We start from the raw sequence: 23,545 nt of genomic DNA on the forward strand, positions 1-23,545 counted from the left end.
GAGCCTGCGCACCTGCTCTCGTGAGTGACCAAGCCGTCATACCTCCGGCGGCGCTGCGCGCGCCGAAGCGATACTTCATCCAACCGCCCGCCGGGTTTGCGCATCCGGGTTATCCGGCGCGGTGGCTCGCGGTTGCATGGCATGGCGTGACTTGCTGCCTTCGATCCTGGCAAGCCGGCTCTTGGTCTCTCAATTAAAACGCTAGCTGACCTGCCAACCTGGATGCCGGCGCACCGACACTTCCAAAACACTCGGTGTTTTCAGCACCTCGCCGAGGCGAAGCCGATGGCCCCCGCTACGCAACCGAAGCACCCGGTTTCCCTGGCAGACCCAACCGCGACGCACGCAGTGCGAAGTGGGAGCGGATGACGGCTGTGTCACTGACGCTAATGGACCGAGATGTGATCCGTTAATCGGACCACCGGCCCCTCCAAGCCAGGGGACCCGCTTAAATGTTGGCGGTTGGAGCCGCTTTCTTTTGCCTACTTTTCTTTGCGGCGGCAAAGAAAAGTAGGTGCCCCCCCCGCACAGGGGGAACGCTAATAAACCAATAAGCAAACAAGGAAAGGCCAAAGAAGCGAGAACCAGGAAAATGCCGCCGCCAAAGGCAAAAAAAACCTTTATCCACCTTCATCATCAAAACTCTTCGGATAAACCCGCACCAACACAATCCTGGGACCCTTCATCTTCTTGACCACCACATCAAACCGATCAAACTCAACCCGCTGCCCCTCAGTGGGCAGATCATTCAAAGCCTGAATCACCAACCCGCCTACCGATTCAGCCTGCCCCTCATCGATATCGATCCCCAACGCACGTTCCAACGACACCACGGGCAAGCTCCCCTTGCCCATCAACGTGCCGTCATCCATCCGCGACCAATCCGCATCGCCCTGGCGGAATTCATCATGAATCTGCCCAACCAATGCGCCGAGCAGATTATCAAGCGTCAGAAAACCAATCGGCTTCGAGTTCTTGTGGCCCACCAGCGCAAAATGCGGCGCGCCCTTCCGGAAGCGGCGAAACAGTTCAAGCGCAGGCATATCGGGTTTCACGTATTGCACCGGCCGCGCGTACTTCGAAAGATCGTCAAGCGTACTGCCCGCATGCCGCGCCAGCAGCAAATCCTTCAAATGGATCATGCCGGCCACACGCTCGCCAGCAGCATCTTCGAACAGCGGATAACGGCTGAAGCGATGCCGCGCCACCACCTGCATGTTTTCACGCATCGGCAGATCGCGCCGCAAACCCACCATTTCATAAGCCGGACGCATCAGGTCGGACACGGTCATGCGCGAAAAGTCCAGCGAGTGCGCAATCGTGTTCCATTCGTCCTGGCTGTACGCGCCATCCGGCGAACCCAGTTCCGTCGCGACGTTAGCGCGGCGGCCTCGCAAAATCAGCTTGAGTTCGTCAGTCGAATAGTGGGAATCGTGGCCGTGGTCCGCGTCGAGACCCGCAAGCTTGAGTACCGCGTTAGCGCTCGAATTGAGCACCCAGATCGCCGGATACATGGCCCAGTAGAAACCGTATAGCGGCGTGGCGGCCCACAGCGAAACTTTCTCCGCTTCACGAATCGCCAGCGACTTGGGCGCCAGTTCGCCCACCACGATGTGCAGGAACGAAATGCACGAGAACGCGAAAAACAGCGAGATGCCGTGAATCAGCTTCTCGGATTCGACACCTAGCAGAGTAAACAGCGGTGTGAGCAACTCGGCGAAGGCAGGCTCGCCAATCCAGCCCAGACCAAGCGAAGCCAGCGTAATGCCAAGCTGACACGCGGACAGATACGCGTCGAGCCGGCCATGCACCTTCGCCAGCAAACGCCCGCGCATGCCGTGCCGGGCAGCAAGGCTTTGCACACGCGTTTGCCGCAGCTTCACCAGACCGAATTCCGCGGCGACGAAAAAACCGTTGAGGGCAACGAGAAACAACGCACCAATAAGGGCGACAACCTGGATCAAAGCGAATGGCTCCGGCAACAAAAGTTGTCAGTATAAAGTGCGAAAGTTCGGTGAAAGTTAACCGAGCACAAGCGACCGTGCCAATGGCCGGCGCTCAAGTCTTTACCGTCGCGCTAAGGGGCACGCGCAGCACGAGCGTGGCCGCTTCGGCCTCCTGCGTATCACTCTGCTCAAAACTGCCGCCATGCGCCTCCGCTACACGCTTGCACAACGCGAACACCCACGCGATCCGCTTGGCTTCGCGCGGTTCACACGCCTGTTTACGGGCAAATGCTTCAAGCACGTGCGGCAACGAGGGATCGTCCAGCGCGGCGGTGCTCACGTTGAAGGTAACGGTCACGAGCCATGCCGATGCGTCGGCCCGTGTGGCGAGTTCGACCTTGGCGCCCTCCGCGGCCGCCTCGACAGCGAACGTGAGCATCACCCACAGCGCGGCGGCAAGACGCTCCCGGTCGCCGTTGAGTTGCTCGGTTGCGAGTCGGGAGTCGATGGCAAGCTCGACGCCACGTGAACGCGCCAGCCCTGTGCGGACTTCCTCAACCGTTTCATCGAGCAGCGGATGCAGCGGGAACGGCGCATAAGCGAGCGCAAGCGTTCTGGTCTCGGCGCGCGTGGCGTCGACAATCGTTTCAAGCAGCTTCACCTGCTGGTCCACGCCGTTACGGATGCCGGCGACGGCCCGCTGCGAGTTAGGGTCGTTCGCATCGAGCTTGCGCTCGAGCACATACGCCCAGCTGTGGATGGCGTTCAGCGGACCGCGCAAGTCGTGCGATACGAGCGACAGCACATGATCACGCATGAACAGCGCGGTCTCCGCGCGCAGATGCGCGGTGCGCTCGGATACGGCGAAGCCGGGACGAACCGGCTGTTCGCCGCCGGTCCCGGTGGAAGACGTTGTCACGATCGAGCCCTCTCAGGCAGTGCGTAAGTTCTTGAAAGAAGCCCCATTATAGGCATGCCGCCGGGCACGACCAGCCTGGCCGGACGGCCAATGCAGGACAGCTGCAATCCGCGTGCCTGACCGCAATCCTCGCCAATCCTCGGCGATGCGGCGCCAACGCGCCTACAATGTCGTTTTTTCGATTTGACCTAAGGAGCGACACATGTCGACTGTGACTACCGAATCCGGCCTGAAATATGAAGACATCGTTGAAGGCACGGGCGCCGAAGCCGTCGCCGGCAAGACCGTCAGCGTGCACTACACCGGCTGGCTGACCGATGGCCAGAAGTTCGATTCGAGCAAGGACCGCAATGACCCCTTCGCCTTCGTGCTGGGCGGCGGCATGGTCATCAAGGGTTGGGACGAAGGCGTGCAGGGCATGAAGGTTGGCGGCACGCGCAAGCTGACGATTCCGCCGCAACTCGGCTACGGCGTGCGCGGCGCGGGCGGCGTCATTCCGCCGAATGCGACGCTCGTGTTTGAAGTCGAATTGCTCGACGTCTAAAGTTCACTGCTTTGTAATAAGGCATTGCCGTGCGCCACGTCGCCATTCCCGCACCTAGCGTCTCGTTGCGCTGTTACGGCGAGATTGAAGCGTCGGATGTGCACGACTTTCATCAGGTCGTACTCGGGCTCGACGGCGCCATGGTAATGGCGGTGGATGGCGTCGCGCGACAGATCGACGCCGGCACCGCCTGGCTCATTCCGGCGGGCGCGCGGCACGATTATGCGGGCGTCGGCGAAAACCGGCAGTTGGTGCTGGATTTGCCGGCCGCTTCGCTCGCCGTGCCGGAACGTCTGTTCGAGCGCGCCCGGGCGGTGACGGTGGATGCATCGCTCACGCAGCTCGTGCATCGGATTGCGGCGCACGCCACCGGCGGCGCACAGGGCAATGATCTGGATACCCGCCGTTTTCATTGGGACGCAGCCGCGCGGTTAGGCGCTGCGTTGGTGGCCGATACGGGCGCGGCGGCTGGGGCTCTGGCGCCCGGCGCCGGCCTCGATTTTGCGCGCATCGACCGCTGGCTGCGCGCGCATTTGTCGGAGCCGTTGCGGATCGGCGACCTCGCCGCGCATTGCGGCTTCGGCATGCGGCGGTTTCATCAGCTATTTATCGAGGCCTTCGGCGAAACGCCGCACCGCTATTTACAACGTCTGCGGCTCGATACCTCGATTACGCTACTCGCCGATCCGCGTCTTTCGCTGATCGACATCGCTCTGGAAATCGGTTTTGGCGACCAGAGCGCCTACACGCACGCTTTCACGCGACGCTTCGGGTTGGCGCCCGGTCAGTGGCGCGCATTGCGCCACTAGCCTTTCAATCCACGAGCCACCCGGGCAGACGGCCCGCAGTCACATCGCCAGGAACCCTTCAGCCCGCCAGACCGCGCTCCAGATCGCCGCGGATATCGCCGGCGTTTTCCAGACCCACGGCCAGACGGATCAGGCCTTCGCTAATGCCGGCGGCCGCGCGTGCTTCCGGCGTCACGCGACCATGCGTGGTGGTCGCCGGATGCGTGATGGTCGTGCGCGTGTCGCCGAGATTGCCGGTAATCGAGCAGATCTTCGTGCTGTCGATCACACGCCATGCGTTCGCGCGCATCGCTTCGGGCGTATCGCCCTTCAACTCGAACGACAGAATCGCGCCGCCCGCCTTCTGCTGACGCATCGCCAGCGCGTGCTGCGGATGCGATTCGAGCCCCGGGTAAAACACGCGATTCACGGCCGGATGCGTGTCGAGCCAGCGCGCGATTTCGAGCGCATTCGCAGACTGCTTTTCGACGCGCAGCGACAGCGTTTCCATACCCTTGAGCAGCACCCATGCGTTGAACGCGGACAGCGTCGGCCCGGCGCTGCGCACAAACGGAAACACCTTTTCCATGATGAATTTCTTCGAGCCGACCAGCGCGCCGCCGAGCACACGCCCCTGGCCGTCGAGGAACTTGGTGGCCGAGTGCATCACCACGTCCGCACCGAGCTTCAACGGCTGTTGCAAGGCCGGGCTGCAGAAACAGTTGTCGACCACGAACAGCGCATTCGCGGCCTTGGCGATCTTGCTGATCGCTTCGATATCGGCAACTTCGGTCAGCGGATTCGACGGCGTTTCGAGGAAGAACATCTTCGTTTCGGGGCGCACGGCGTTTTTCCATGCATCGAGATCGGTCGGATCGACGAAGGTGGTCGTGATGCCGAACTTGCTGAAAATCTGCGAGAACATGCCGAGTGTCGAGCCGAACAATGCCTGCGAACTGACCAGGTGGTCGCCGGCCTGCAGCACGGACATCACCACCGACATGATCGCGGCCATTCCGGAGGCGGTGGCCATGCACGCTTCGCCGCCTTCGAGGGCGGCCAGACGGTCCTGGAACATCGAGACCGTCGGGTTCGTGAAGCGCGAGTAGGTGTAATACTCTTCGGAATTCTTGAAGCGCTCGGCGGCGTCCGCGGCACTCGCGAACACAAAGCTCGACGTCAGGAAAATCGCTTCCGAATGTTCGTTGAAGTCGCTGCGTACTGTGCCCGAGCGGACTGCCAGCGTATCGAAGTTCAGGGAGTCGTCCATATTGGTTCTATTTTCCAATGTTCCATGGCTGGGTTCGGCGCACAGGACTCACCTGCGATGAGTCTGCGAGACGCCAAACGGCAGCAACAAAAAAGCCCGCTTTTGCGTCGGCATAAGCGGGCTTCATGTGCGGGGGAAAGCTGGAGCGGAGGCGGACGATTGCGGCTTGCCCACCATTCGCTTTAGCTGTTTTGGGTTGCCCCGCGTCCGCAAGCTGAGATCAAATCGACGCAAGCCGTTATGCTAACACGCTCGCGGCGTGGCGTGCTGCAGGCCACGCCGCGAGCGAGATCGCTCAACCAACCGACAATTGCAGATGCAGTTGCGAGCGCGCCGGACCGCCGCCGTCGATCGCTTCGCTTGCGGCGTCGCGATCTGATTGCGAAGACGGCGCGAGACGCGCGGTTTCGATGCGGTCGAGGTACTCGGTGGTCACATCGCCGGTCACGTAGTTGCCGTCGAAGCACGAAGCCTCGAATTCCTTCAGCGCCGGGTTGATGTCGCGCACCGCCTGCTTGAGCGCGTCAACGTCCTGATAAACGAGATGGTCGGCGCCGATCATCCGCGCGACTTCTTCGTCAGAACGGCCATGCGCGACCAGTTCGCCGCGCGTCGGCATGTCGATACCGTAGACGTTCGGGAATTTCACCGGCGGCGCAGCCGAGGCGAAAATCACCTTGTTCGCGCCCGCATCGCGCGCCATCTGCACGATTTCGTGTGAGGTGGTGCCGCGCACGATCGAATCGTCGACGATCAGCACGTTCTTGCCTTTGAACTCGATGCCCATCGCGTTCAGCTTCTGGCGCACCGACTTCTTGCGCACCGCCTGGCCCGGCATGATGAAGGTGCGGCCCACGTAACGGTTCTTGAAGAAGCCTTCGCGGTATTCGACGCCGAGTTTCTTGGCCACCTGCATTGCAGCCGGCCGCGACGAATCGGGGATCGGCATCACGACGTCGATCGCGACATCGGGCAACTCGCGCTTGATCTTCTCGGCGAGGTAGTCGCCCATGCGCAGACGCACGTTGTAGACCGGCACGCCGTCGAGCACCGAGTCCGGACGCGCGAGATACACGAGTTCGAAAATACACGGGTTCAGGCTCGGATTCGTCGCGCATTGCTGCGAATGCAGATTGCCTTCGATGTCGATGAAAATCGCTTCGCCCGGCGCCACGTCGCGCACGAATTCGAAGCCGATACCTTCAATCGCCACCGATTCCGACGCCAGGATCCATTCGACGCCTTCCGGTGTTTCCTGCTTGCCGAGGCACAGCGGGCGGATGCCGAACGGGTCGCGGAAACCGAGCAGGCCGTAACCGGCGATCAGCGACACGATCGCGTACGAACCCCGCACCCGGCGATGCACACCCGACACCGCCTTGAACAGCGCGGCCGGATCGAGTTGCAGACCCGAGCTGGACAGCTGCAATTCGTGCGCGAGCACGTTGAGCATCACTTCGGTGTCGGAATTGGTGTTGATGTGGCGGCGATCGATGCGGAACATCTCATCTTTCAGTTGCTGCCAGTTGGTCAGGTTGCCGTTATGCGCGAGGATGATGCCGAATGGCGCGTTCACGTAGAACGGCTGGGCTTCCTCTTCGCTCGACGCCGAGCCGGCGGTCGGATAACGGACCTGGCCGATGCCGGTGGTGCCGGGCAGGCTGCGCATGTTGCGCGTGCGGAACACGTCGCGCACCATGCCGTTGGCCTTGTGCATGTGGAAATTGCTGCCGTTCGCGGTTGCGATGCCGGCGGCGTCCTGACCGCGGTGCTGCAGGAGCAGCAGGCTGTCATAGATCAGCTGATTGACCGGGGATTGGGAAACTACGCCTACGATGCCGCACATGGCATGTCCTTCAAAGGTACGAAATTCGTAACGGCGGCCGGTGCCTGCGATGGAGCATGGAAGCAGCCGGATTGCGCCGGAGTACTGCGGGCTTCCTCTGATCACCCGCCTGATCGTCACACACGGACGTAGGCAGCGAGTGTCTCGGGAAGCAGCGGTTTCATTGCGTGCACGCCCTCGACCGCATAGGGCCGAAGCAAGGCGTTGCGCCAGAATTCCTGTTGGGGCAGTTCGGTCAAGCCGGCAAGGGCGACCAGAATCAGCACCAGAATGACCCCGCGTACGAGGCCGAACATCAATCCGAGCGAGCGGTCCACGCCGCTCAAGCCGGTTGCCTGCACGAGGCGGCTCAGGAGCGCGTTCAATACGCTCGCTACCAGCACCACGCCGATCACGACCAGCGCAAACGCCAGCAGCCACTGGGTCAACGCGCCGCCCGGCCATGTGGACGGAATGTACGGCACGACATACCCAACAAAGCGGCAGGCGATGAAAAATGCCGCGATCCAGCCGATCAGCCCGAAAATCTCAGACAAAAAACCGCGCCACGTACCGCGCAGAGCCGATAAACCGATCACCGCCATTACAGCGTAGTCGAAGGCAGTGAACATCGCTCGCTTACTGTGCGGTGCCGCTGTTCGCGCCCGACGTCAGGCCGGCCTCGCGCACCTTGGCAATCGCGGCGCTGGCCGCGGCACGGTCAGCGAACGGGCCGGCGCGCAACAGTGTGAGCGTCGTGCCGTCAGCCTGCTTCCGATGTTCGGTATATGCGGGCACACCGGCCGCTTTCAACTTGGTCAGCCAATTACGCGCATTGGCGTCGTTCGCAAATGCGCCGAGCTGAACCGCGAAACGGCTGCCTGGCGGCGACGCCGGCGTAGCGGAATCGGCGTCCGCGCTGGTGTTCGTGTTCGTCGCGTTCGTCGTGCTCGTGGTGTTCGTGCTGGTGCTATCGGTGCTCGGGGCCGGCGTAATGGCGGCACTATGCGTGGCGGCCGCCGGTTTGGCCGGTTTGACTGGCGCCGACGCAGGAGTCGCGGGAGTCGTATTGGCGGTGACAGCCGGCGCTTGCGACTTCACGGCCGGTTTGGCCGCGGGCGCTGCGCTCGTATCCGCACTCTGCTGCTTTGTCCCTATTGCCGGTGCGGCCGGTGCGGCCGGCGCGAGGCCGGAAGCGGCGAGCGCCGAGTCGGGTGCCGGGTTGTCAGGCGCTACGCCAGCCTGCGTGTCTTCGTCGGTCTTGGCGACCTTCGGCGCGGGGCGGCTTGGAATATCGATGGAGATGTCGTCCGTGACCGGCCTTGGATGCGAATCCAGCACCATGGGCAGGATGACCACCGCCGCCACGACTAGCGCGACCGCGCCGACGAGCCGGCGACGCGCACGCTGCTTTTCGGGCAACGTGGGGTCGAGCAGCATCGCATCGGCGTCCACGGTGCGCTCCGTGCGGCGGGTTCGCCGCTCCACGCGCTCGCCACGAGTGGAACTGGTGTTTGCGCCGCGCCGGCTGGGCGCGTCGTCTTTCTTGCCGAACGAGAAAATTCCCATGAATCGCTTGGTTCGAGCCTGGCGCCCGTTCAGTGTTGCTGCGATTTACGGTAGGCCATGACACCTGCTACCGTATAGAAACTGCCGAAAACCACGATTCTATCATTCTCTGACGCTCGTTTTAGCGCGTCTTGGAAAGCCTCTGCCGGCGTGGCGTAGCGCGTCACGCTGCTATCGTTGCCGTCGCTCACGCCCTGCTCACGCAGAGCCGCTTCGAGTTCTTCCGCAGAAGCCGCGCGCGGAGTGGGCAAATCGGTCACGCACCAATGGTCGATTTCACCCTCCAGGTGCGCCAGCACGCCGGCAATGTCCTTGTCGCGCATCGCGCCGAACACCGCGTACGTGTATGGGAAAAAGCCCATGTTGCCGAGATTTTGCGTCAACACGGCGGCCGCGTGCGGATTATGGCCGACATCGAGCACGATGGCCGGCTTGCCGGGCAGCACCTGGAAACGTCCCGGCAATTCCACGTTGGCCAGACCAAGGCGGATGTCCTGCGCCGAAACCGGCAGCCGGTCGCGCAGCGCTTCGAGACCGGCGAGCGCCGCCGACGTGTTGATCAACTGATTCGCACCGCGCAACGCCGGATAGGCGAGCGCCGAACGGCGCATCGTCGGGCCCACGTAGCTCCATTGCTGGCGCTCGCTGCCCGCCTGCCCTTCGTAGCGAAAATCGCGGCCGAATAGCCACAGTTCGGCGCCGATCTGGTCGGCATGGTCGATCAGGGTTTGCGGCGCCATCGGATCGGCGCAGATCGCCGGCTTGCCCGGGCGGAAAATTCCGGCCTTTTCAAAGGCGATCTTCTCGCGCGTATCGCCGAGATAATCGGTGTGGTCGATATCGATACTGGTGATGATCGCGCAGTCGGTGTCGAGGATGTTGACTGCGTCGAGGCGGCCACCCAGGCCGACTTCAAAGATCACCGCGTCCAGTACGAGCGACGCAAACAGGCTCATGATCGCCAGCGTCGTGAATTCGAAATAGGTCAGTGTGACCGGTTCAGCGAGGCTCAGGCGTGCGGCTTCGACGGCCTGGAAATGCGGCAGAAGGTCCGCGTCGCTCGCCATTTCGCCGTTCACGCGCGCCCGCTCGTTGAACGACAGCAGATGCGGCGAGGTGTGGCAACCGACCGTGAAGCCGGCGCGCAGCAAGATCGATTCGAGGATCGCGCAGGTCGAGCCCTTGCCGTTGGTGCCGCCGACCGTGATGATCGGGCACGCAAACGATAACTGCATCGCGTCACGTACCCTGGAGATGCGAGCCAAACCCATGTCGATGCCGACCGGATGCGCTGATTCAAGGTGCGTGAGCCACGCGTCGAGGGTGGGGAATGTGGTCATCGAGCGAATCGGTGCTGCGTTGCGAGACCGTGATTATCCCGGAAATGACAGCGCGCCGCTTGATCACTCTCGCGGCGCGCTATTTTTTGACTGTCTAACTCACGGCGGCTACGCCTGGACGGGCACGGCGCCGGATCGGTGCGAAGGCTTACGCGACGGCGTCAGCCGGTTGGTGGCTCAACAGCGCCATCAATTGCGCGATTTCTTCGCGCAGCTTGCGGCGGTCGACGATCATGTCCACCGCGCCTTTGGTCAACAGGAACTCGGCGCGCTGGAAGCCTTCCGGCAGTTTTTCGCGCACGGTTTGTTCGATCACACGCGGGCCAGCAAAGCCGATCAGCGCCTTCGGCTCCGCGATCACCACGTCGCCGAGGAACGCAAAGCTCGCCGACACGCCACCCATGGTCGGATCGGTCAGCACGGAGATGAACGGCAGCTTGGCTTCAGCGAGTTTGGTCAGCATGGCCGTGGTTTTCGCCATTTGCATCAGCGACAACAGGCTTTCCTGCATCCGCGCGCCGCCCGAAGCGGTAAAGCAGATGAACGGTACTTTCTGTTCGAGCGCATTCTGCGCGCCGCGCGCGAAACGCTCGCCGACCACCGAACCCATCGAGCCGCCCATGAACGAGAACTCGAAGCACGCCACCACCACGGGCAGCGTGTGGATCGCGCCGCCCATCACGACCATGGCGTCGGTTTCGTCGGTATCATCCATCGCCTCTTTCAGGCGATCCGGGTACTTGCGGCTGTCTTTGAACTTGAGCGCGTCGACCGGGACGATTTCCTGGCCGATTTCGTAGCGGCCTTCCGGATCTAGCAGGCCGTCTAGCCGCTCACGCGCGCCGATGCGCATGTGATGGTCGCACTTCGGGCAAACGTGCAGATTGGCCTCGACGTCGTTGCGGTACAGCACCGCTTCGCACGACGGGCACTTGATCCACAGTCCTTCCGGAATCCCCTTGCGGCTCTTCGGGTCAGTTTGTTTGATCTTCGGCGGCAGCAGCTTATCGAGCCAGCTCATATCGAATCCTTCTGGGGTCAGCGGTCGCGCAAACGGCGGGACGAACCCGCCGTTCAGGCTACAGACGACAAAAATAATTGTTATCGGGCAGTCGCGACGCTATCGAGCGCCTCGCGCACTTCCGCCACGAAGCGGGTGAGCATCTCGGCGGCGGTGTCAGGCGCGGCTTGTTCGAGCAATTGCACGATACGACTACCGATCACGACGGCGTCGGACACTTCCGCCACCGCGCGCGCCGTTTGCGCGTCACGAATGCCGAAACCGACGCCCACCGGCAGGGGTACGCGCGACTTGATGGCCGGGATTTTACTCGCGATGCTGGAAACGTCCAGATTTGCGGCGCCGGTCACGCCTTTCAGAGACACATAATAGACGTAACCACTGGCGATTTTGCCGACTTCGGCGATGCGCTCGTCGGTCGACGTGGGCGCAAGCAGAAAAATCGGATCAATGCCGGCAGATCGCATCTGTTCGGCGAAGTTAGCGCACTCTTCCGGCGGATAATCGACCACTAGCACACCGTCTACGCCTGCGTCCTTCGCTGCTTTGGCGAACGCTTCGGTGCCCATGCGCTCGATCGGATTGGCATAGCCCATGAGCACGACTGGGGTTTTGTCGTTCGTCTCGCGGAAGCGCTTCACGTCGGCAATCACGCTACGCAACGACACGCCCTGCGCCAACGCGCGCTCAGAGGATTGCTGAATCACCGGGCCGTCGGCCATCGGGTCGGAAAATGGCACGCCAAGCTCGATCACATCCGCGCCGCCGGCGGCGAGCGCATGCATGAATTCGACCGTGCGCGCGGGGTCCGGGTCGCCGGCCGTCATGAACGGAATCAGCCCTTTCTTACCCTGCGCGGACAGCGCGGCAAACGTGTTCTTGATACGGGACATGGAAATATTCTCGGGTTTTTGGGTTACTGCGCGCTCATTGCGCCTCGGTTGGCTGCTCGGCTCTGGCCGCAGCCTTTCGCGTTTTGCGGGCAGCAGCGGGAGGCGCTGCGGCGGCGCTGACGCGTTCGCGCGCTATCGCGCAGTAACTTTCATTGATCTCATAGCCGACGAATTCGCGCTTCTGACGAGCGCAAGCGACCGCGGTGGTGCCGCTGCCCATGAACGGGTCGAGCACGCGCCCGCCCTTGGGACAACTTGCCAGCACCATCCGCTCGACAATTTCCAGAGGCTTCTGGGTCGGATGATCGACGCGTTCGGCGTGTTGCCGATGCAGCCGCGATACCGACCAGACATCCTTTGGATTATAGCCAAGCTCCAGCCACTTACTGCCCTCGAACAATTTACGCGAACGCGCCTTCTTCGTGACGGCATCGTACGGGATGCGGACGGGATCGAGATCGAAAAAATAATCTTTCGATACCGCGAAAAAGCCGATGTTGTCGTGCACCGAGGTGAAACGGCGCACGGTTCCGCCCATGCTCGGCACGCGCCGGTCCCAGATGATTTCGTTAATCATCGTGAGTTTGGTCTTCAGAAAACTGAAGATTTCCGGCGCGTACTGCCAGGTGCAAAAGATATACAGCGAACCTGACGGCTTGAGCTTGGGAATGGCCAGCTCGAGCCAACTGCGCGTCCAGGCGAGAAAATCGTCGCCCGAACGCATGTCGGAATCGTTGCCATAATCCTTGCCGAGCCCATAAGGCGGATCGCACAGGATCAGGTCGATCGACCCGTCGGGAATGTTCGCCACATCGGTCAGAAAATCGCGGTTCAACAGCTGGATGCCGGCAGGCACCTGCGGCAATGAAGGTGCAGGCGCCTCGGCCGCCGCAATTTCAGCGGCCGGGTGGGTTTCAATCGCCGGGCGCGGCTCGTCGAACTCGTCGCGCATCGTCGCGGCGCTCAGAACTGGATACCCGATCGCTCGGCGACCGTGTGCATGTCCTTGTCGCCGCGGCCCGACAGATTGACCAGAAGGTATTTGTCCTTCGGCAGCGTCGGCGCGAGCTTCGCGGCATAGGCCAGCGCGTGGCTGGATTCCAGTGCCGGGATAATGCCCTCGATACGGCAGCAATCGTGAAACGCCTTGAGCGCTTCTTCGTCGGTGATGCCGACATATTGCGCACGATTGCTGTCTTTTAGCCACGCATGCTCGGGACCGACGCCGGGATAGTCCAGGCCGGCCGAGACCGAATGCGTCTCAATGATCTGACCGTTCTCGTCTTGCAGGAGATAGGTGCGGTTACCGTGCAACACGCCGGGACTGCCGGCGATGAGCGAGGCCGCGTGACGGCCGGACTCGATCCCGTCGCCGGTCGCTTCCACACCGATCAGCTGCACCGAAGCGTCGTCAATGTAGGGATAAAAGATGCCCATCGCGTTCGAACCACCGCCAACGCATGCAATCACAGCGTCCGGCTGGCGACCGACGAGCTCGGGCATCTGCACCTTGCACTCGTCGCCGATTACGCGCTGGAAGTCGCGCACCATCATCGGATACGGATGCGGTCCCGCCACTGTGCCGATGATATAAAACGTGTTTTCGACGTTCGTCACCCAGTCGCGCATCGCTTCGTTGAGCGCGTCCTTCAGCGTGCGCGAACCGGACGAGACGGGCACAACGGTGGCGCCAAGCAGTTTCATCCGGTAGACGTTGGCAGCCTGACGGCGCACGTCTTCCTCGCCCATATAAACCACGCATTCCATGCCGAAACGCGCCGCGATCGTGGCCGTGGCCACGCCATGCTGGCCGGCGCCTGTTTCGGCGATCACGCGCGGCTTGCCCATGCGCCTCGCGAGCAAGGCCTGACCAATGACGTTATTGATTTTGTGCGCGCCGGTGTGATTCAGATCTTCCCGTTTTAGGAAAACCTGCGCGCCGCCGAGCATGTCGCTCCAGCGTTGAGCGTGATAAATCGGCGACGGACGGCCGACGAAATACTTCAGTTCGCGCTCGTATTCGGCGACGAACTCCGGATCTTTCTGATATTTCTCATACGCGGCGCGCAGCTCGTCAAGTGCGTGAACCAGCGTTTCGGCAACGAACACGCCGCCATATTGGCCGAAATGGCCTCTTTCGTCAGGCAAGTTGTACATATTGACCACTCTTCTCAGTGTGGCGCGCGGCTTTCGTATGAGAAAACCGCGCCGCCAGAATCATTCGGCATCCGCTGCGCGCACCGCGCGTACGAACGCCGCCATCCGGGCGTGATCTTTCACGCCCTTGGCACCCGGCACTTCGATGCCGCTCGAGACATCGACCGCGTACGGGCGCACGCGATGGATCGCATCATTGACGTTTTGCGCGTTCAACCCACCACTCAAAACGGCCCGATGCGCGAGCTCTGCTGGAATAAGTGACCAATCGAAAACCTTTCCGCCGCCGCCATAGCCTTCGACATGGGTGTCGAAAAGAAGACCGCTGGCTGCTGAATAGTTAAGCGCCGATTTTACCAAATCAGCCGGCTGAGTATCCGCCCCGACGCGCAACGCGCGCAACCAAGGCAAACCCGCAACGCCGGCAAGCGCTTCGCACTGCGCCGCGGTCTCGTCGCCGTGGAATTGCAGTAGTGTCAAGCCGACGTTACTGACGACTTCGCGGATCCAGTCCGGCGTCGCGTTGACGAACAAGCCCACCACCGACACGAACGGCGGCACGTCGTGCACCAGTTCGACCGCCTGCGCGACGCTCACCGAGCGCGGGCTCGGCGGATAGAACACGAGGCCGATCGCGTCGGCGCCAAGATCGATTGCCTGCGTCACGTCTTCCGGCTTCGACAGACCACACAGTTTGATGCGGGTACGGCGCGGCGCTGCGTGCTGCTGTGCGCCCTCTTGGGCTTCGGCGGTCAGGTTTTCAGTTGCATTCATGTTTGCGCTTGGTCGGTCCATACGGTACTCCAGGGCACGCTGCCGGTCTGCGGTGCGGGCACGGCGAATTGCTCAGGATAGCCCACCTGCGCGAGGTACAGGCCGTCCGGCATGAAGGTCGGTGCGGCGCGCTCACGATTGCCGCTGGCGAGAATCTCGGCCATCCATGCGGCGGGATGCCGCCCGCGGCCGATGTCGACGAGGCAGCCCATCAGGTTGCGCACCATATGGTGCAGGAACGCGTTCGCCCGGAAGCGGAAATGAATGAAGTCGCCTTGGGGCCGTAGATCGATCGCATACAGATGCTTGACCGGCGTTTTCGCCTGACATTGCGACGACCGGAACGCGGAAAAGTCGTGCTCGCCAATCAGACAGGCAGCGGCGGTGCGCATCGCGTCCACATCGAGCGGCGTGTGGACCCAGCCGGCCCGCGTGGCAAGCATCGGCGAGCGCACCGGGCTCACGTACAGCACGTAATGATAGGTTCGCTCGAAAGCCGAGAAGCGCGCGTGAAACTCATCGGGCATCGGCTTGGCCCATTGCACGGCGATCGACTTCGGCAGGAACGCGTTGGTGCCGCGCACCCACGAGAAATCGGTGCGATCGAGTTCGGTATCGAAGTGCACAACCTGACCGAGGCCATGCACACCCGTATCCGTACGGCCGGCGACAACCGTGTGCACGGGCACTCGCGCGAACTCGCGCAATGCCCGCTCGAGTTCGTCCTGCACGGTGTTGCCGTGCGGCTGCGACTGCCAGCCGCAGAATGCCGAGCCGTCGTACTGGATCCCTAGCGCAATCCGCTTCACGACAACGGTGCGAGGGTCGAGAGCAACGCGCGAGCCTCAGTGCGCGTTCCCGGATCGTTCACTTCGATCACTTCGTTGATCAGCGTGCGCGCGCCGGACAGATCGCCGAGGTCGATGTACTCGGCGGCCAGATCGAGCTTGTTGCGGGCGATTCGCGAGAGATCGATTTGCGTAAAGGCCGGCAGCGGCTGGGCTGGGCTGGGCGGCAACTCGAGATCGAAGTCGAGCTTCAGTGCGCCGAAGCCGACCGCGCCCAGGCCCGCGACTGCCGCGTGACCCGCGGTGCCGGCGGCGATTTCATCGGCGATGTGCGGGGCGTCATCGGGATCGTGCTGCGCAAGGGCTTGCTGTGCCGTGGTTTCCGGGGACACCACCGGTTGCGTCGCCAGCGAGGCGAGTACGTCCAGGGGATCATCGGCCGATTCGATGCGCGGCGGCAGCGGCATGTCGAGACTGCCGAAGGCATCGACGGCGTCGCGCGGAAACTCGCTCGGCACGGCCGGCGTGGACTGAGCGTGCGCGACGGGAGCCGAGTGCGGCGGCGTTTCGCTGTCCGGTTGCCCGAGTCGCGATGTCGTGTGTGACTCGAGGTGCGGCTCCGTGAAATCGATGACGGGCGGCGGGGCGATCGGCGCGTTTGATGCCGGAGCGTCGTCCCATTGCAGGCCGTGATGCTGCTGCTCCGCCTGCACGGCCTCGCTGACCGGTTCGAGCGGCGTCAGCGGCAATGCTTCGGCACCGAGTTCCGCGGCGGCCGCAAGGCTCGCGGCTGTCGTGGCACCGCTGAAGTCTTCGTGATGAGCCGGGGCAACCGGTTCCGGCGCGAAGTCGCTCCGGGCGGCTGGCGCGACGTCGGTGTTCATCTGCAAGGGTGCAAAGGCCGCTGGCGCTGCCGGGCGGTCTTGCCATGGGTCGCGGGGCGCGCTGGTCTCTTGCGTTGGGAGGGCCGCGGTGGCTTGTTCTGCTGCCTTATGTTCTGCTGCCGCGCGCTCCGCTGCTTCACGTTCTGCTGCCTCCCGCTCCGCTGCCTCCCGCTCCGCTACATCACGCTCGGTGGCCTCCTGCGCGGCTGCGCTACGGATCTCCGCTTCGCGTTCCGCTGCGACACGTTCGGCCGTTTCACGTGCCGCCGCCTCGCGTTCTGCGGCCTCCCGTTCAGCCGCACTACGGATTTCCGCTTCACGTTCCGCCGCTACACGTTCAGCCGTTTCACGCGCCGCCGCCTCGCGTTCAGCGCTCCCGAGCGCCACCGCGGGTTGCACTGCCGCGGCGTCGTCAGTCGCAGCCGATGCTTCGCGCGCCGGCATCGGTTCCCGTGTCGAAACGATTTCCGGAGGGACCGTCGCTTTATTCTCCGTCGACGCCGCTTCGTCCAATGCCATCGCGCGCTTCTTTCGACGCAGACGCAAAGCCCCCAGCAACACGACCAGCGCCGCGCCAACCGCCGCCGCCACGCTCAAATTCGTTTGCGACAGGCCGCCTTCGTTCGACGGCGCCACCGCCGTGCCGCCGTGGGCCGGCACAACCGCCGCAGACGACACACCGGCCGCCGGCTGCGCGCCGCTCGAAACGGCGCTCGTCGCGGCCGGCGAGCCGCCGATGCCATGCTTCTGCAATTCCATCAACACGCGATTTTTCAGCGCCAGCAACTGCTGCAAGCTCGAAACCTGGGTACGCGCCTGCGACGCGGGTTGCGCGCCAGGCGCCGCGGCCTCAGCCGCCTCGCTAGCGGAAGGCTGAACGGATCCTGCCCACACATGCGCGCCGCTGGCCGGCGACGCGGCCGCCTGCGAACCCGCCACCGGTGCCGACGAACCCGCGCCCGCGACTGCCGCACTACTCGGCGCAGCCGGATTGGCCTCGGCCGCTGCGCTGGCCGTCCCTGTCGCCGCGGGTGTGGCGGGCTCCGCAGCCCGAGCCGCGGCACTCGCGGCACTGGCTGCGGCGGCATTGACCTGCGCCACGCCACTCGCCACCGCCGCATTCGCTCCAGATACAGACGCAGACGCAGGCGCAGCGACCGGCGCAGACCCCGCAACCGCCGCCGACGCCGCCAGCGCTCCGGTCGCATCCAGCACCGGTACCGTCAACACCGCACCCACGCGCATCCGGCTCGGGTCGTGGCTCATGAAGGCATTGGGATTTGCATCGAACAACGCGCGTGAAGCGCGCACGAGCGTCGCCCGGTCGTGCGACTGGGTAACGGCGATCGCCACGTCGTTCAGCGATTGACCAGGCCGCACCGTATATTGACCGCCAGCGGCGTAGGAAACGAAGGCAGCATCTGGCGCGCTAGCGGCATCGTCAGGCGCCGCCGACGCGTTGCCAATGCCTACGCCGGCCAGCGCGAGAGCCAGGACAGCCGAGGCCGCGAATCGGCCGGTATCTTCATGAGTGAGCATAGCCCGAAGGGGTGACAATCGAAGGTTCATCGGGACCCCTGGCGCGTCAGCGCGCAGCCCTTGTTTGCGGTTGGAAAATGACAAGATAATCGGAGCACACAATGAAAAAAGCGCCGCGCAAGCGCGACGCTTCTTGAGTTTTCTACGCGTCGTGAGCGCGTAGTTTACTTTACTTGTCGAGCACAATGCGAAGCATGCGACGCAACGGTTCGGCTGCGCCCCACAACAGCTGATCGCCGACCGTGAAAGCCGACAGATATTCGCCGCCCATCGCCAGCTTGCGCACGCGGCCAACCGGCACTGTGAGTGTGCCCGTCACCACCGCCGGGGACAGATCGCGCATCGAGGCTTCGCGTTCGTTCGGCACCACCTTGACCCAGTCGTTGCCCGACGCGAGGATGCTGTTTACTTCGTCCAGCGGCACATCCTTGTTCAACTTGATGGTCAGCGCCTGCGAGTGGCAGCGCATCGCGCCGATCCGCACGCAGAGACCATCCACAGGAATCGAACCCGGTGTGCCCATGGCAGGCTTGCCGAGGATCTTGTTGGTTTCCGCGCCGCCCTTCCACTCTTCCTTCGACATGCCGTTGCCGAGGTCCTTGTCGATCCACGGAATCAGCGAGCCGGCGAGCGGCACGCCGAAGTTGTCGGTCGGCATGCGGTCGCTGTTCATGGCGGACAGCACGCGGCGGTCGATGTCGAGAATCGCCGACGACGGATCCGCCAGATCTTCCTTGGCCGCACCGTACAGCGTGCCCATTTGCTGCAGCAGTTCACGCATGTTCTGCGCGCCCGCGCCCGAAGCGGCCTGATACGTCATGGCCGTCATCCAGTCGACGAGGTTTTCGCGGAAGAGGCCGCCCAGCGCCATCAGCATCAGGCTGACCGTGCAGTTGCCGCCGATGAAATTCTTCTGACCCTTGACCAGCGCGTTCTTGATCACGTCGAGGTTGACCGGATCGAGAATGATGACCGCGTCATCTTTCATACGCAGCGACGAAGCCGCGTCGATCCAGTAGCCGTTCCAGCCCGCTGCGCGCAGCTTCGGGAACACTTCATTGGTGTAATCGCCGCCCTGGCAGGAGATGATCGCTTCGCACTTCTTCAGGTCTTCGATGCTTGTGGCATCTTTGAGCTTGGTCTCGTTTTTGGCGAACGACGGCGCGTTGCCGCCCGCATTGCTGGTGCTGAAAAACACCGGTTCGATAAGATCGAAATCGCCTTCCTGCTGCATACGTTGCATCAGGACGCTGCCGACCATGCCGCGCCAACCTACGAGACCTACGTTCATGACTTCATACCCTTCGAGTGGAAACTTCCCCGCATCTTTGCCCGCAGTGACCGCGCGGGGAAGATGAGCGGGCACGACGGACGATCAGCGTTTCGTGATCGTTTTCGGGGTAATCGTTTTAATGGAAGCTTTGGCGGTAATGGCGAGCTCAACCACACGGGCCGTTGTGCCGTGCAGTTTCGAAATCGAGGAGATTTGAGCTGTGTGTGCCATCGCTACAATATACACGAAAACCGGAATCCGGCGGCGTCATCGAACGCCACTGTCGCCCGTATTACGCGCGAATCGGCCTGTTTCGAGGCCAATTCGCGTTTTAAAGGCCGCTTTCAGACTATTTAGCGACCCAACTACTCTGACCCTGCGATCCGCTTTATAGCGCTGCGACCACGGCGTCGCCCATTGCCACGGTGCCGACCTGCTTGCAACCCGGGGTCAGGATGTCGCCGGTACGGAAGCCTTGTTCCAGCACCTTCTTCACCGCGTTTTCGATACGATCCGCCTGTTCCGCCTTGTTCAGCGAATAGCGCAGCATCATCGCGGCCGACAGAATCGTTGCCAGCGGATTCGCGACACCCTTACCTGCGATATCCGGCGCGGAACCGTGCGACGGCTCGTACAAGCCCTTGTTGCTCTTGTCGAGCGAGGCCGACGGCAGCATGCCGATCGAACCCGTCAGCATGGCGGCTTCATCCGACAGAATGTCGCCGAACATGTTGCCGGTGACAACCACGTCGAACGCCTTCGGCGCCTTGACCAGTTGCATCGCCGCGTTGTCGACATACATATGCGATAGCTCGACGTCCGCATATTCCTTCGACACGTCGATCATCACGTCGCGCCAGAACTGCGACGTTTCGAGCACATTGGCCTTGTCCACGCTCGTCAGCTTCTTCTGACGCTTTTGCGCGGCCTGAAACGCGACGTGCGCAATGCGGCGCACTTCGGGTTCCGAATAACGCATCGTGTCGAAGCCCTCCTTCGCGCCTTCGAACAGCCCATCCGGCGATGAACGCACGCCGCGCGGCGCGCCGAAATAAATGTCGCCGTTCAGTTCGCGGACGATCAGGATGTCCAGACCCGAGACGATTTCTTCCTTCAGCGACGAAGCGCCCGTGAGCTGCGGATAGCAGATGGCCGGACGGAAGTTCGCAAACAATTGCAGGTGCTTGCGCAGACCGAGAATCGCCTGTTCCGGGCGCAGCGCGCGTTCGAGCGAGTCGTACTTCCAGTCGCCGACGGCGCCGAACAGGATCGCGTCGGCTTCTTTTGCCAGCGCCAGCGTCGAATCGGGCAACGGGTGGCCCTTTGCTTCGTAGCCCGCGCCGCCAACCGGTGCTTCTTCGAGTTCGAACTTTTCGCCGAGCACGTTCAGGACCTTGACGGCCTCCTTGACGATTTCGGGACCGATGCCGTCGCCCGGCAAGACTGCGATCTTCATGCGATTTCCTTGATGATTTTCTTCGAGACTTTGTGAGCCTGAATCAGCGAACTCGACCTGGGGCCTTTAGCCGACGATCCGATGCGCCAGCCACGGCTGCTTTGCGATCCGCTCTGCTTCAAACTGGCGGATCTTGTCCGCGTGACGCAGCGTGAGACCAATATCGTCGAAGCCGTTCAGCAGGCAATACTTGCGGAAGGCCGCCACTTCGAACGGATATTCAGCGCTGCCGTCAGACGTGCGGACGACCTGCGCTTCGAGGTCGATCGTCAGCTGGAAGCCGTTGAACGCGTACGTTTCGTTGAACAGGTGATCGACTTGCTGTTCGGTCAGCACGATTGGCAGCACGCCGTTCTTGAAGCAGTTGTTGTAGAAAATATCGGCGAAGCTCGGCGCGATGATCGCGCGGAAGCCGTATTGCTGCAGTGCCCACGGCGCATGCTCACGCGAGCTGCCGCAGCCGAAGTTCTTGCGCGCCAACAGCACCGACGCGCCCTGATAGCGCGGCTGGTTCAGCACGAAATCCGGATTCAGCGGACGCTTCGAGTTGTCCTGACCCGGCTCGCCGTGGTCGAGATAACGCCACTCGTCGAACGCGTTCGGACCGAAGCCCGTGCGCTTGATCGACTTCAGGAACTGCTTCGGAATGATCGCGTCCGTGTCGACGTTCTCGCGATCGAGCGGCGCCACGACGCCGGTGTGTACGATGAATTTATCCATGACGCTTGCGCCTGTTTCAAGACCGGGCAATGCGCGTGACGGCTGGAAAGCCGCTCGCCGCACTGCCGGCAAAAATCAAAAACCGCTCATTTATCAGCGTGGTTGCTGATCGAATTACCGAGGTGGGACATGTCCTCGCCGAATCCGTGCACCGTGTTGCAGCCGGCCAGACCGAGCAATAGCCCGGCCAAGGTGCCGAGTGCGAAACGGCGCAATAGAGTGCTGCGATTCATGTTCTTCATCATGCGATTTATCCAAGCTTGCGAATATCGACGAAATGCCCTTCGATAGCCGCAGCGGCAGCCATCGCGGGGCTCACGAGGTGGGTACGGCCACCGGCGCCCTGACGACCTTCGAAATTACGATTCGACGTGGACGCGCAACGCTCGCCCGGATCCAACCGGTCGGCGTTCATGGCGAGACACATCGAGCAACCGGGCTCACGCCATTCGAAACCGGCATCGGTAAAGACCTTGTCCAGGCCTTCGCGTTCCGCTTGCGCCTTCACCAGACCCGAGCCCGGCACGACCATGGCCAGGCGGATGTTCGGTGCGACGCGGCGGCCGAGCTTCTTCACGACGTAGGCCGCGGCGCGAATGTCTTCAATGCGCGCGTTGGTGCACGACCCGATGAAGATTTTATCCGGCTTGATGGATTCGATCGGCGCATTCGGTTCGAGCGCCATGTATTTCAACGCGCGCTCCATGGCGTCGCGCTTGACCGGGTCTTTTTCGCGCTCCGGATCCGGCACGCGGCCGTCCACGGCTGTCACCATTTCCGGCGACGTGCCCCACGTGACTTGCGGCACGATTTCCGCGGCGTTCAACTCGACTACGCGATCGAATTGCGCGCCGTCATCTGACGTGAACTGCTTCCAGTACTCGACCGCGTGATCCCACTCGACGCCTTCCGGCGAGAACGGACGGCCCTTCAGGTAATCGACCGTGATGTCGTCCACGGCGACCATGCCGGCGCGCGCGCCTGCTTCGATCGCCATGTTGCAGACCGTCATGCGGCCTTCCATGGACAACGCACGAATCGTCGACCCGCCGAATTCGATTGCGTAGCCGGTGCCGCCTGCCGTGCCGATCTTGCCGATGATCGCGAGCACGATGTCTTTCGCGGTACAGCCGCGCGGCAACGGGCCTTCGACCTTCACCAGCATGTTCTTGCTCTTCTTCTGCAAGAGTGTTTGCGTGGCCAGCACGTGCTCGACTTCCGACGTGCCGATGCCGTGCGCCAGCGCGCCGAACGCGCCGTGCGTGGACGTGTGCGAGTCACCGCAGACGATCGTCATGCCCGGCAGCGTGGCGCCCTGCTCCGGCCCGATGATGTGCACGATGCCCTGGCGCAGGTCGTTCATCTTGAACTGCGTGATGCCGTAGGCGTCGCAGTTCGTGTCGAGCGTATCCACCTGGAGCTTGGAGATCGGGTCGGCGATGCCGTGGCTGCGATCCGTGGTGGGGACGTTATGGTCCGACACCGCCAGATTCGCGCTGATACGCCACACCGGACGCTCAGCCAGCTTCAGGCCTTCAAACGCCTGCGGGCTGGTGACTTCGTGCAGCAGGTGACGGTCGATATAGAGAATCGTCGTACCGTCTTCTTCCGTGTGGACCACGTGTGTGTTCCACAATTTGTCGTAGAGAGTCTGTGCCATGGTATTCGGGGTAGTATTGACTGCGGGCTGACTGTGTCGGTCGATTATGCCACGCAGAACCACGCTTTGGGCCCCTGAATTACCGAGAAAACCGATAAAAAACAGGGAGTTGGGTGGTAGTGGCGATACCTGTATGGGTGTTACCCGGCATGGGTTGACACAGCGTGCGCTCCATGTGC

General features: G+C 62.5%; 21 protein-coding genes. 2 read left to right on the top strand and 19 right to left on the bottom strand.

Annotated elements, in window-relative coordinates:
* Positions 1 to 620 precede the first annotated feature (620 nt).
* Together PQR27_RS31705 and PQR27_RS31710 are read right to left on the bottom strand one after the other, a co-directional pair.
* A complete protein-coding gene (locus tag PQR27_RS31705; protein WP_408527512.1) occupies positions 621 to 1,964 on the bottom strand; it encodes a hemolysin family protein in 1,344 nt (447 codons plus the stop codon).
* 94 nt (positions 1,965 to 2,058) lie between these two features.
* Entirely contained in the window at positions 2,059 to 2,865 is an 807-nt protein-coding gene (locus PQR27_RS31710) for a sensor histidine kinase (protein WP_408527513.1), read from the bottom strand.
* A 202-nt stretch (positions 2,866 to 3,067) separates the two neighbouring features.
* Between PQR27_RS31710 and PQR27_RS31715 the strand changes: the two genes are divergently transcribed.
* Complete coding sequence (locus tag PQR27_RS31715) at positions 3,068 to 3,409, top strand: FKBP-type peptidyl-prolyl cis-trans isomerase (RefSeq protein WP_006047612.1); 342 nt, start codon at positions 3,068 to 3,070, stop codon at positions 3,407 to 3,409.
* Positions 3,410 to 3,438: 29 nt separating this feature from the next.
* Positions 3,439 to 4,218, top strand: a complete 780-nt coding sequence (locus PQR27_RS31720; RefSeq protein WP_408527514.1) for an AraC family transcriptional regulator — start codon at positions 3,439 to 3,441, stop codon at positions 4,216 to 4,218.
* Between the two features lie 58 nt (positions 4,219 to 4,276).
* On the opposite strand, the gene PQR27_RS31725 is transcribed toward PQR27_RS31720, so the two are convergent.
* From PQR27_RS31725 to leuC, 17 genes are all read right to left on the bottom strand, one after another.
* Positions 4,277 to 5,467 carry an O-succinylhomoserine sulfhydrylase gene (locus PQR27_RS31725; protein WP_408527515.1) on the bottom strand — a complete coding sequence of 397 codons (1,191 nt, stop codon included), beginning with the start codon at positions 5,465 to 5,467 and terminating at the stop codon, positions 4,277 to 4,279.
* Positions 5,468 to 5,762: 295 nt separating this feature from the next.
* Positions 5,763 to 7,313, bottom strand: coding sequence for an amidophosphoribosyltransferase (gene purF / locus PQR27_RS31730; protein WP_408527516.1), 1,551 nt, complete (start codon positions 7,311 to 7,313; stop codon positions 5,763 to 5,765).
* Between the two features lie 116 nt (positions 7,314 to 7,429).
* Complete coding sequence (locus PQR27_RS31735) at positions 7,430 to 7,924, bottom strand: CvpA family protein (protein WP_408527517.1); 495 nt, start codon at positions 7,922 to 7,924, stop codon at positions 7,430 to 7,432.
* A 7-nt stretch (positions 7,925 to 7,931) separates the two neighbouring features.
* Positions 7,932 to 8,861, bottom strand: a complete 930-nt coding sequence (locus tag PQR27_RS31740) for an SPOR domain-containing protein (protein ID WP_408527518.1) — start codon at positions 8,859 to 8,861, stop codon at positions 7,932 to 7,934.
* Between the two features lie 29 nt (positions 8,862 to 8,890).
* Positions 8,891 to 10,201: a bifunctional tetrahydrofolate synthase/dihydrofolate synthase gene (gene folC / locus PQR27_RS31745; RefSeq protein ID WP_408527519.1), complete on the bottom strand. Its 1,311-nt coding sequence runs from the start codon at positions 10,199 to 10,201 to the stop codon at positions 8,891 to 8,893.
* A 148-nt stretch (positions 10,202 to 10,349) separates the two neighbouring features.
* Positions 10,350 to 11,222 (bottom strand): acetyl-CoA carboxylase, carboxyltransferase subunit beta, encoded by an 873-nt coding sequence (gene accD, locus PQR27_RS31750; protein WP_211611824.1) that lies wholly within the window; start codon positions 11,220 to 11,222, stop codon positions 10,350 to 10,352.
* 80 nt (positions 11,223 to 11,302) lie between these two features.
* Positions 11,303 to 12,115 carry a tryptophan synthase subunit alpha gene (gene trpA / locus PQR27_RS31755; protein WP_408527520.1) on the bottom strand — a complete coding sequence of 271 codons (813 nt, stop codon included), beginning with the start codon at positions 12,113 to 12,115 and terminating at the stop codon, positions 11,303 to 11,305.
* A 34-nt stretch (positions 12,116 to 12,149) separates the two neighbouring features.
* Positions 12,150 to 13,067 (bottom strand): DNA-methyltransferase, encoded by a 918-nt coding sequence (locus tag PQR27_RS31760; protein ID WP_408527521.1) that lies wholly within the window; start codon positions 13,065 to 13,067, stop codon positions 12,150 to 12,152.
* 11 nt (positions 13,068 to 13,078) lie between these two features.
* Positions 13,079 to 14,272, bottom strand: coding sequence for a tryptophan synthase subunit beta (gene trpB, locus PQR27_RS31765; protein WP_408527522.1), 1,194 nt, complete (start codon positions 14,270 to 14,272; stop codon positions 13,079 to 13,081).
* A gap of 60 nt (positions 14,273 to 14,332) precedes the next feature.
* On the bottom strand, positions 14,333 to 15,046 hold the full coding sequence (locus PQR27_RS31770; protein WP_408528367.1) for a phosphoribosylanthranilate isomerase: 714 nt from the start codon (positions 15,044 to 15,046) through the stop codon (positions 14,333 to 14,335).
* Positions 15,043 to 15,855, bottom strand: coding sequence for a tRNA pseudouridine(38-40) synthase TruA (gene truA, locus PQR27_RS31775; protein WP_408527523.1), 813 nt, complete (start codon positions 15,853 to 15,855; stop codon positions 15,043 to 15,045). Before truA ends, PQR27_RS31770 begins: the two co-directional genes overlap by 4 nt.
* Entirely contained in the window at positions 15,852 to 18,287 is a 2,436-nt protein-coding gene (locus tag PQR27_RS31780) for a FimV/HubP family polar landmark protein (RefSeq protein WP_408527524.1), read from the bottom strand. Before PQR27_RS31780 ends, truA begins: the two co-directional genes overlap by 4 nt.
* A 139-nt stretch (positions 18,288 to 18,426) precedes the next feature.
* A complete protein-coding gene (gene asd, locus PQR27_RS31785; protein ID WP_027805102.1) occupies positions 18,427 to 19,548 on the bottom strand; it encodes an aspartate-semialdehyde dehydrogenase in 1,122 nt (373 codons plus the stop codon).
* Between the two features lie 370 nt (positions 19,549 to 19,918).
* Complete coding sequence (gene leuB, locus PQR27_RS31790) at positions 19,919 to 20,986, bottom strand: 3-isopropylmalate dehydrogenase (protein WP_408527525.1); 1,068 nt, start codon at positions 20,984 to 20,986, stop codon at positions 19,919 to 19,921.
* A 66-nt stretch (positions 20,987 to 21,052) separates the two neighbouring features.
* Positions 21,053 to 21,706 (bottom strand): 3-isopropylmalate dehydratase small subunit, encoded by a 654-nt coding sequence (gene leuD / locus PQR27_RS31795; RefSeq protein ID WP_408527526.1) that lies wholly within the window; start codon positions 21,704 to 21,706, stop codon positions 21,053 to 21,055.
* 86 nt (positions 21,707 to 21,792) lie between these two features.
* Positions 21,793 to 21,951 (bottom strand): entericidin A/B family lipoprotein, encoded by a 159-nt coding sequence (locus PQR27_RS31800; RefSeq protein WP_201077771.1) that lies wholly within the window; start codon positions 21,949 to 21,951, stop codon positions 21,793 to 21,795.
* A 5-nt stretch (positions 21,952 to 21,956) separates the two neighbouring features.
* Positions 21,957 to 23,366: a 3-isopropylmalate dehydratase large subunit gene (leuC, locus tag PQR27_RS31805; RefSeq protein ID WP_408527527.1), complete on the bottom strand. Its 1,410-nt coding sequence runs from the start codon at positions 23,364 to 23,366 to the stop codon at positions 21,957 to 21,959.
* Positions 23,367 to 23,545: the final 179 nt, after the last annotated feature.

The sequence above is a fragment of the Paraburkholderia fungorum genome, from assembly GCF_046027215.1.
In the GTDB taxonomy this organism is placed as follows: Bacteria; Pseudomonadota; Gammaproteobacteria; order Burkholderiales; family Burkholderiaceae; genus Paraburkholderia; species Paraburkholderia fungorum_D.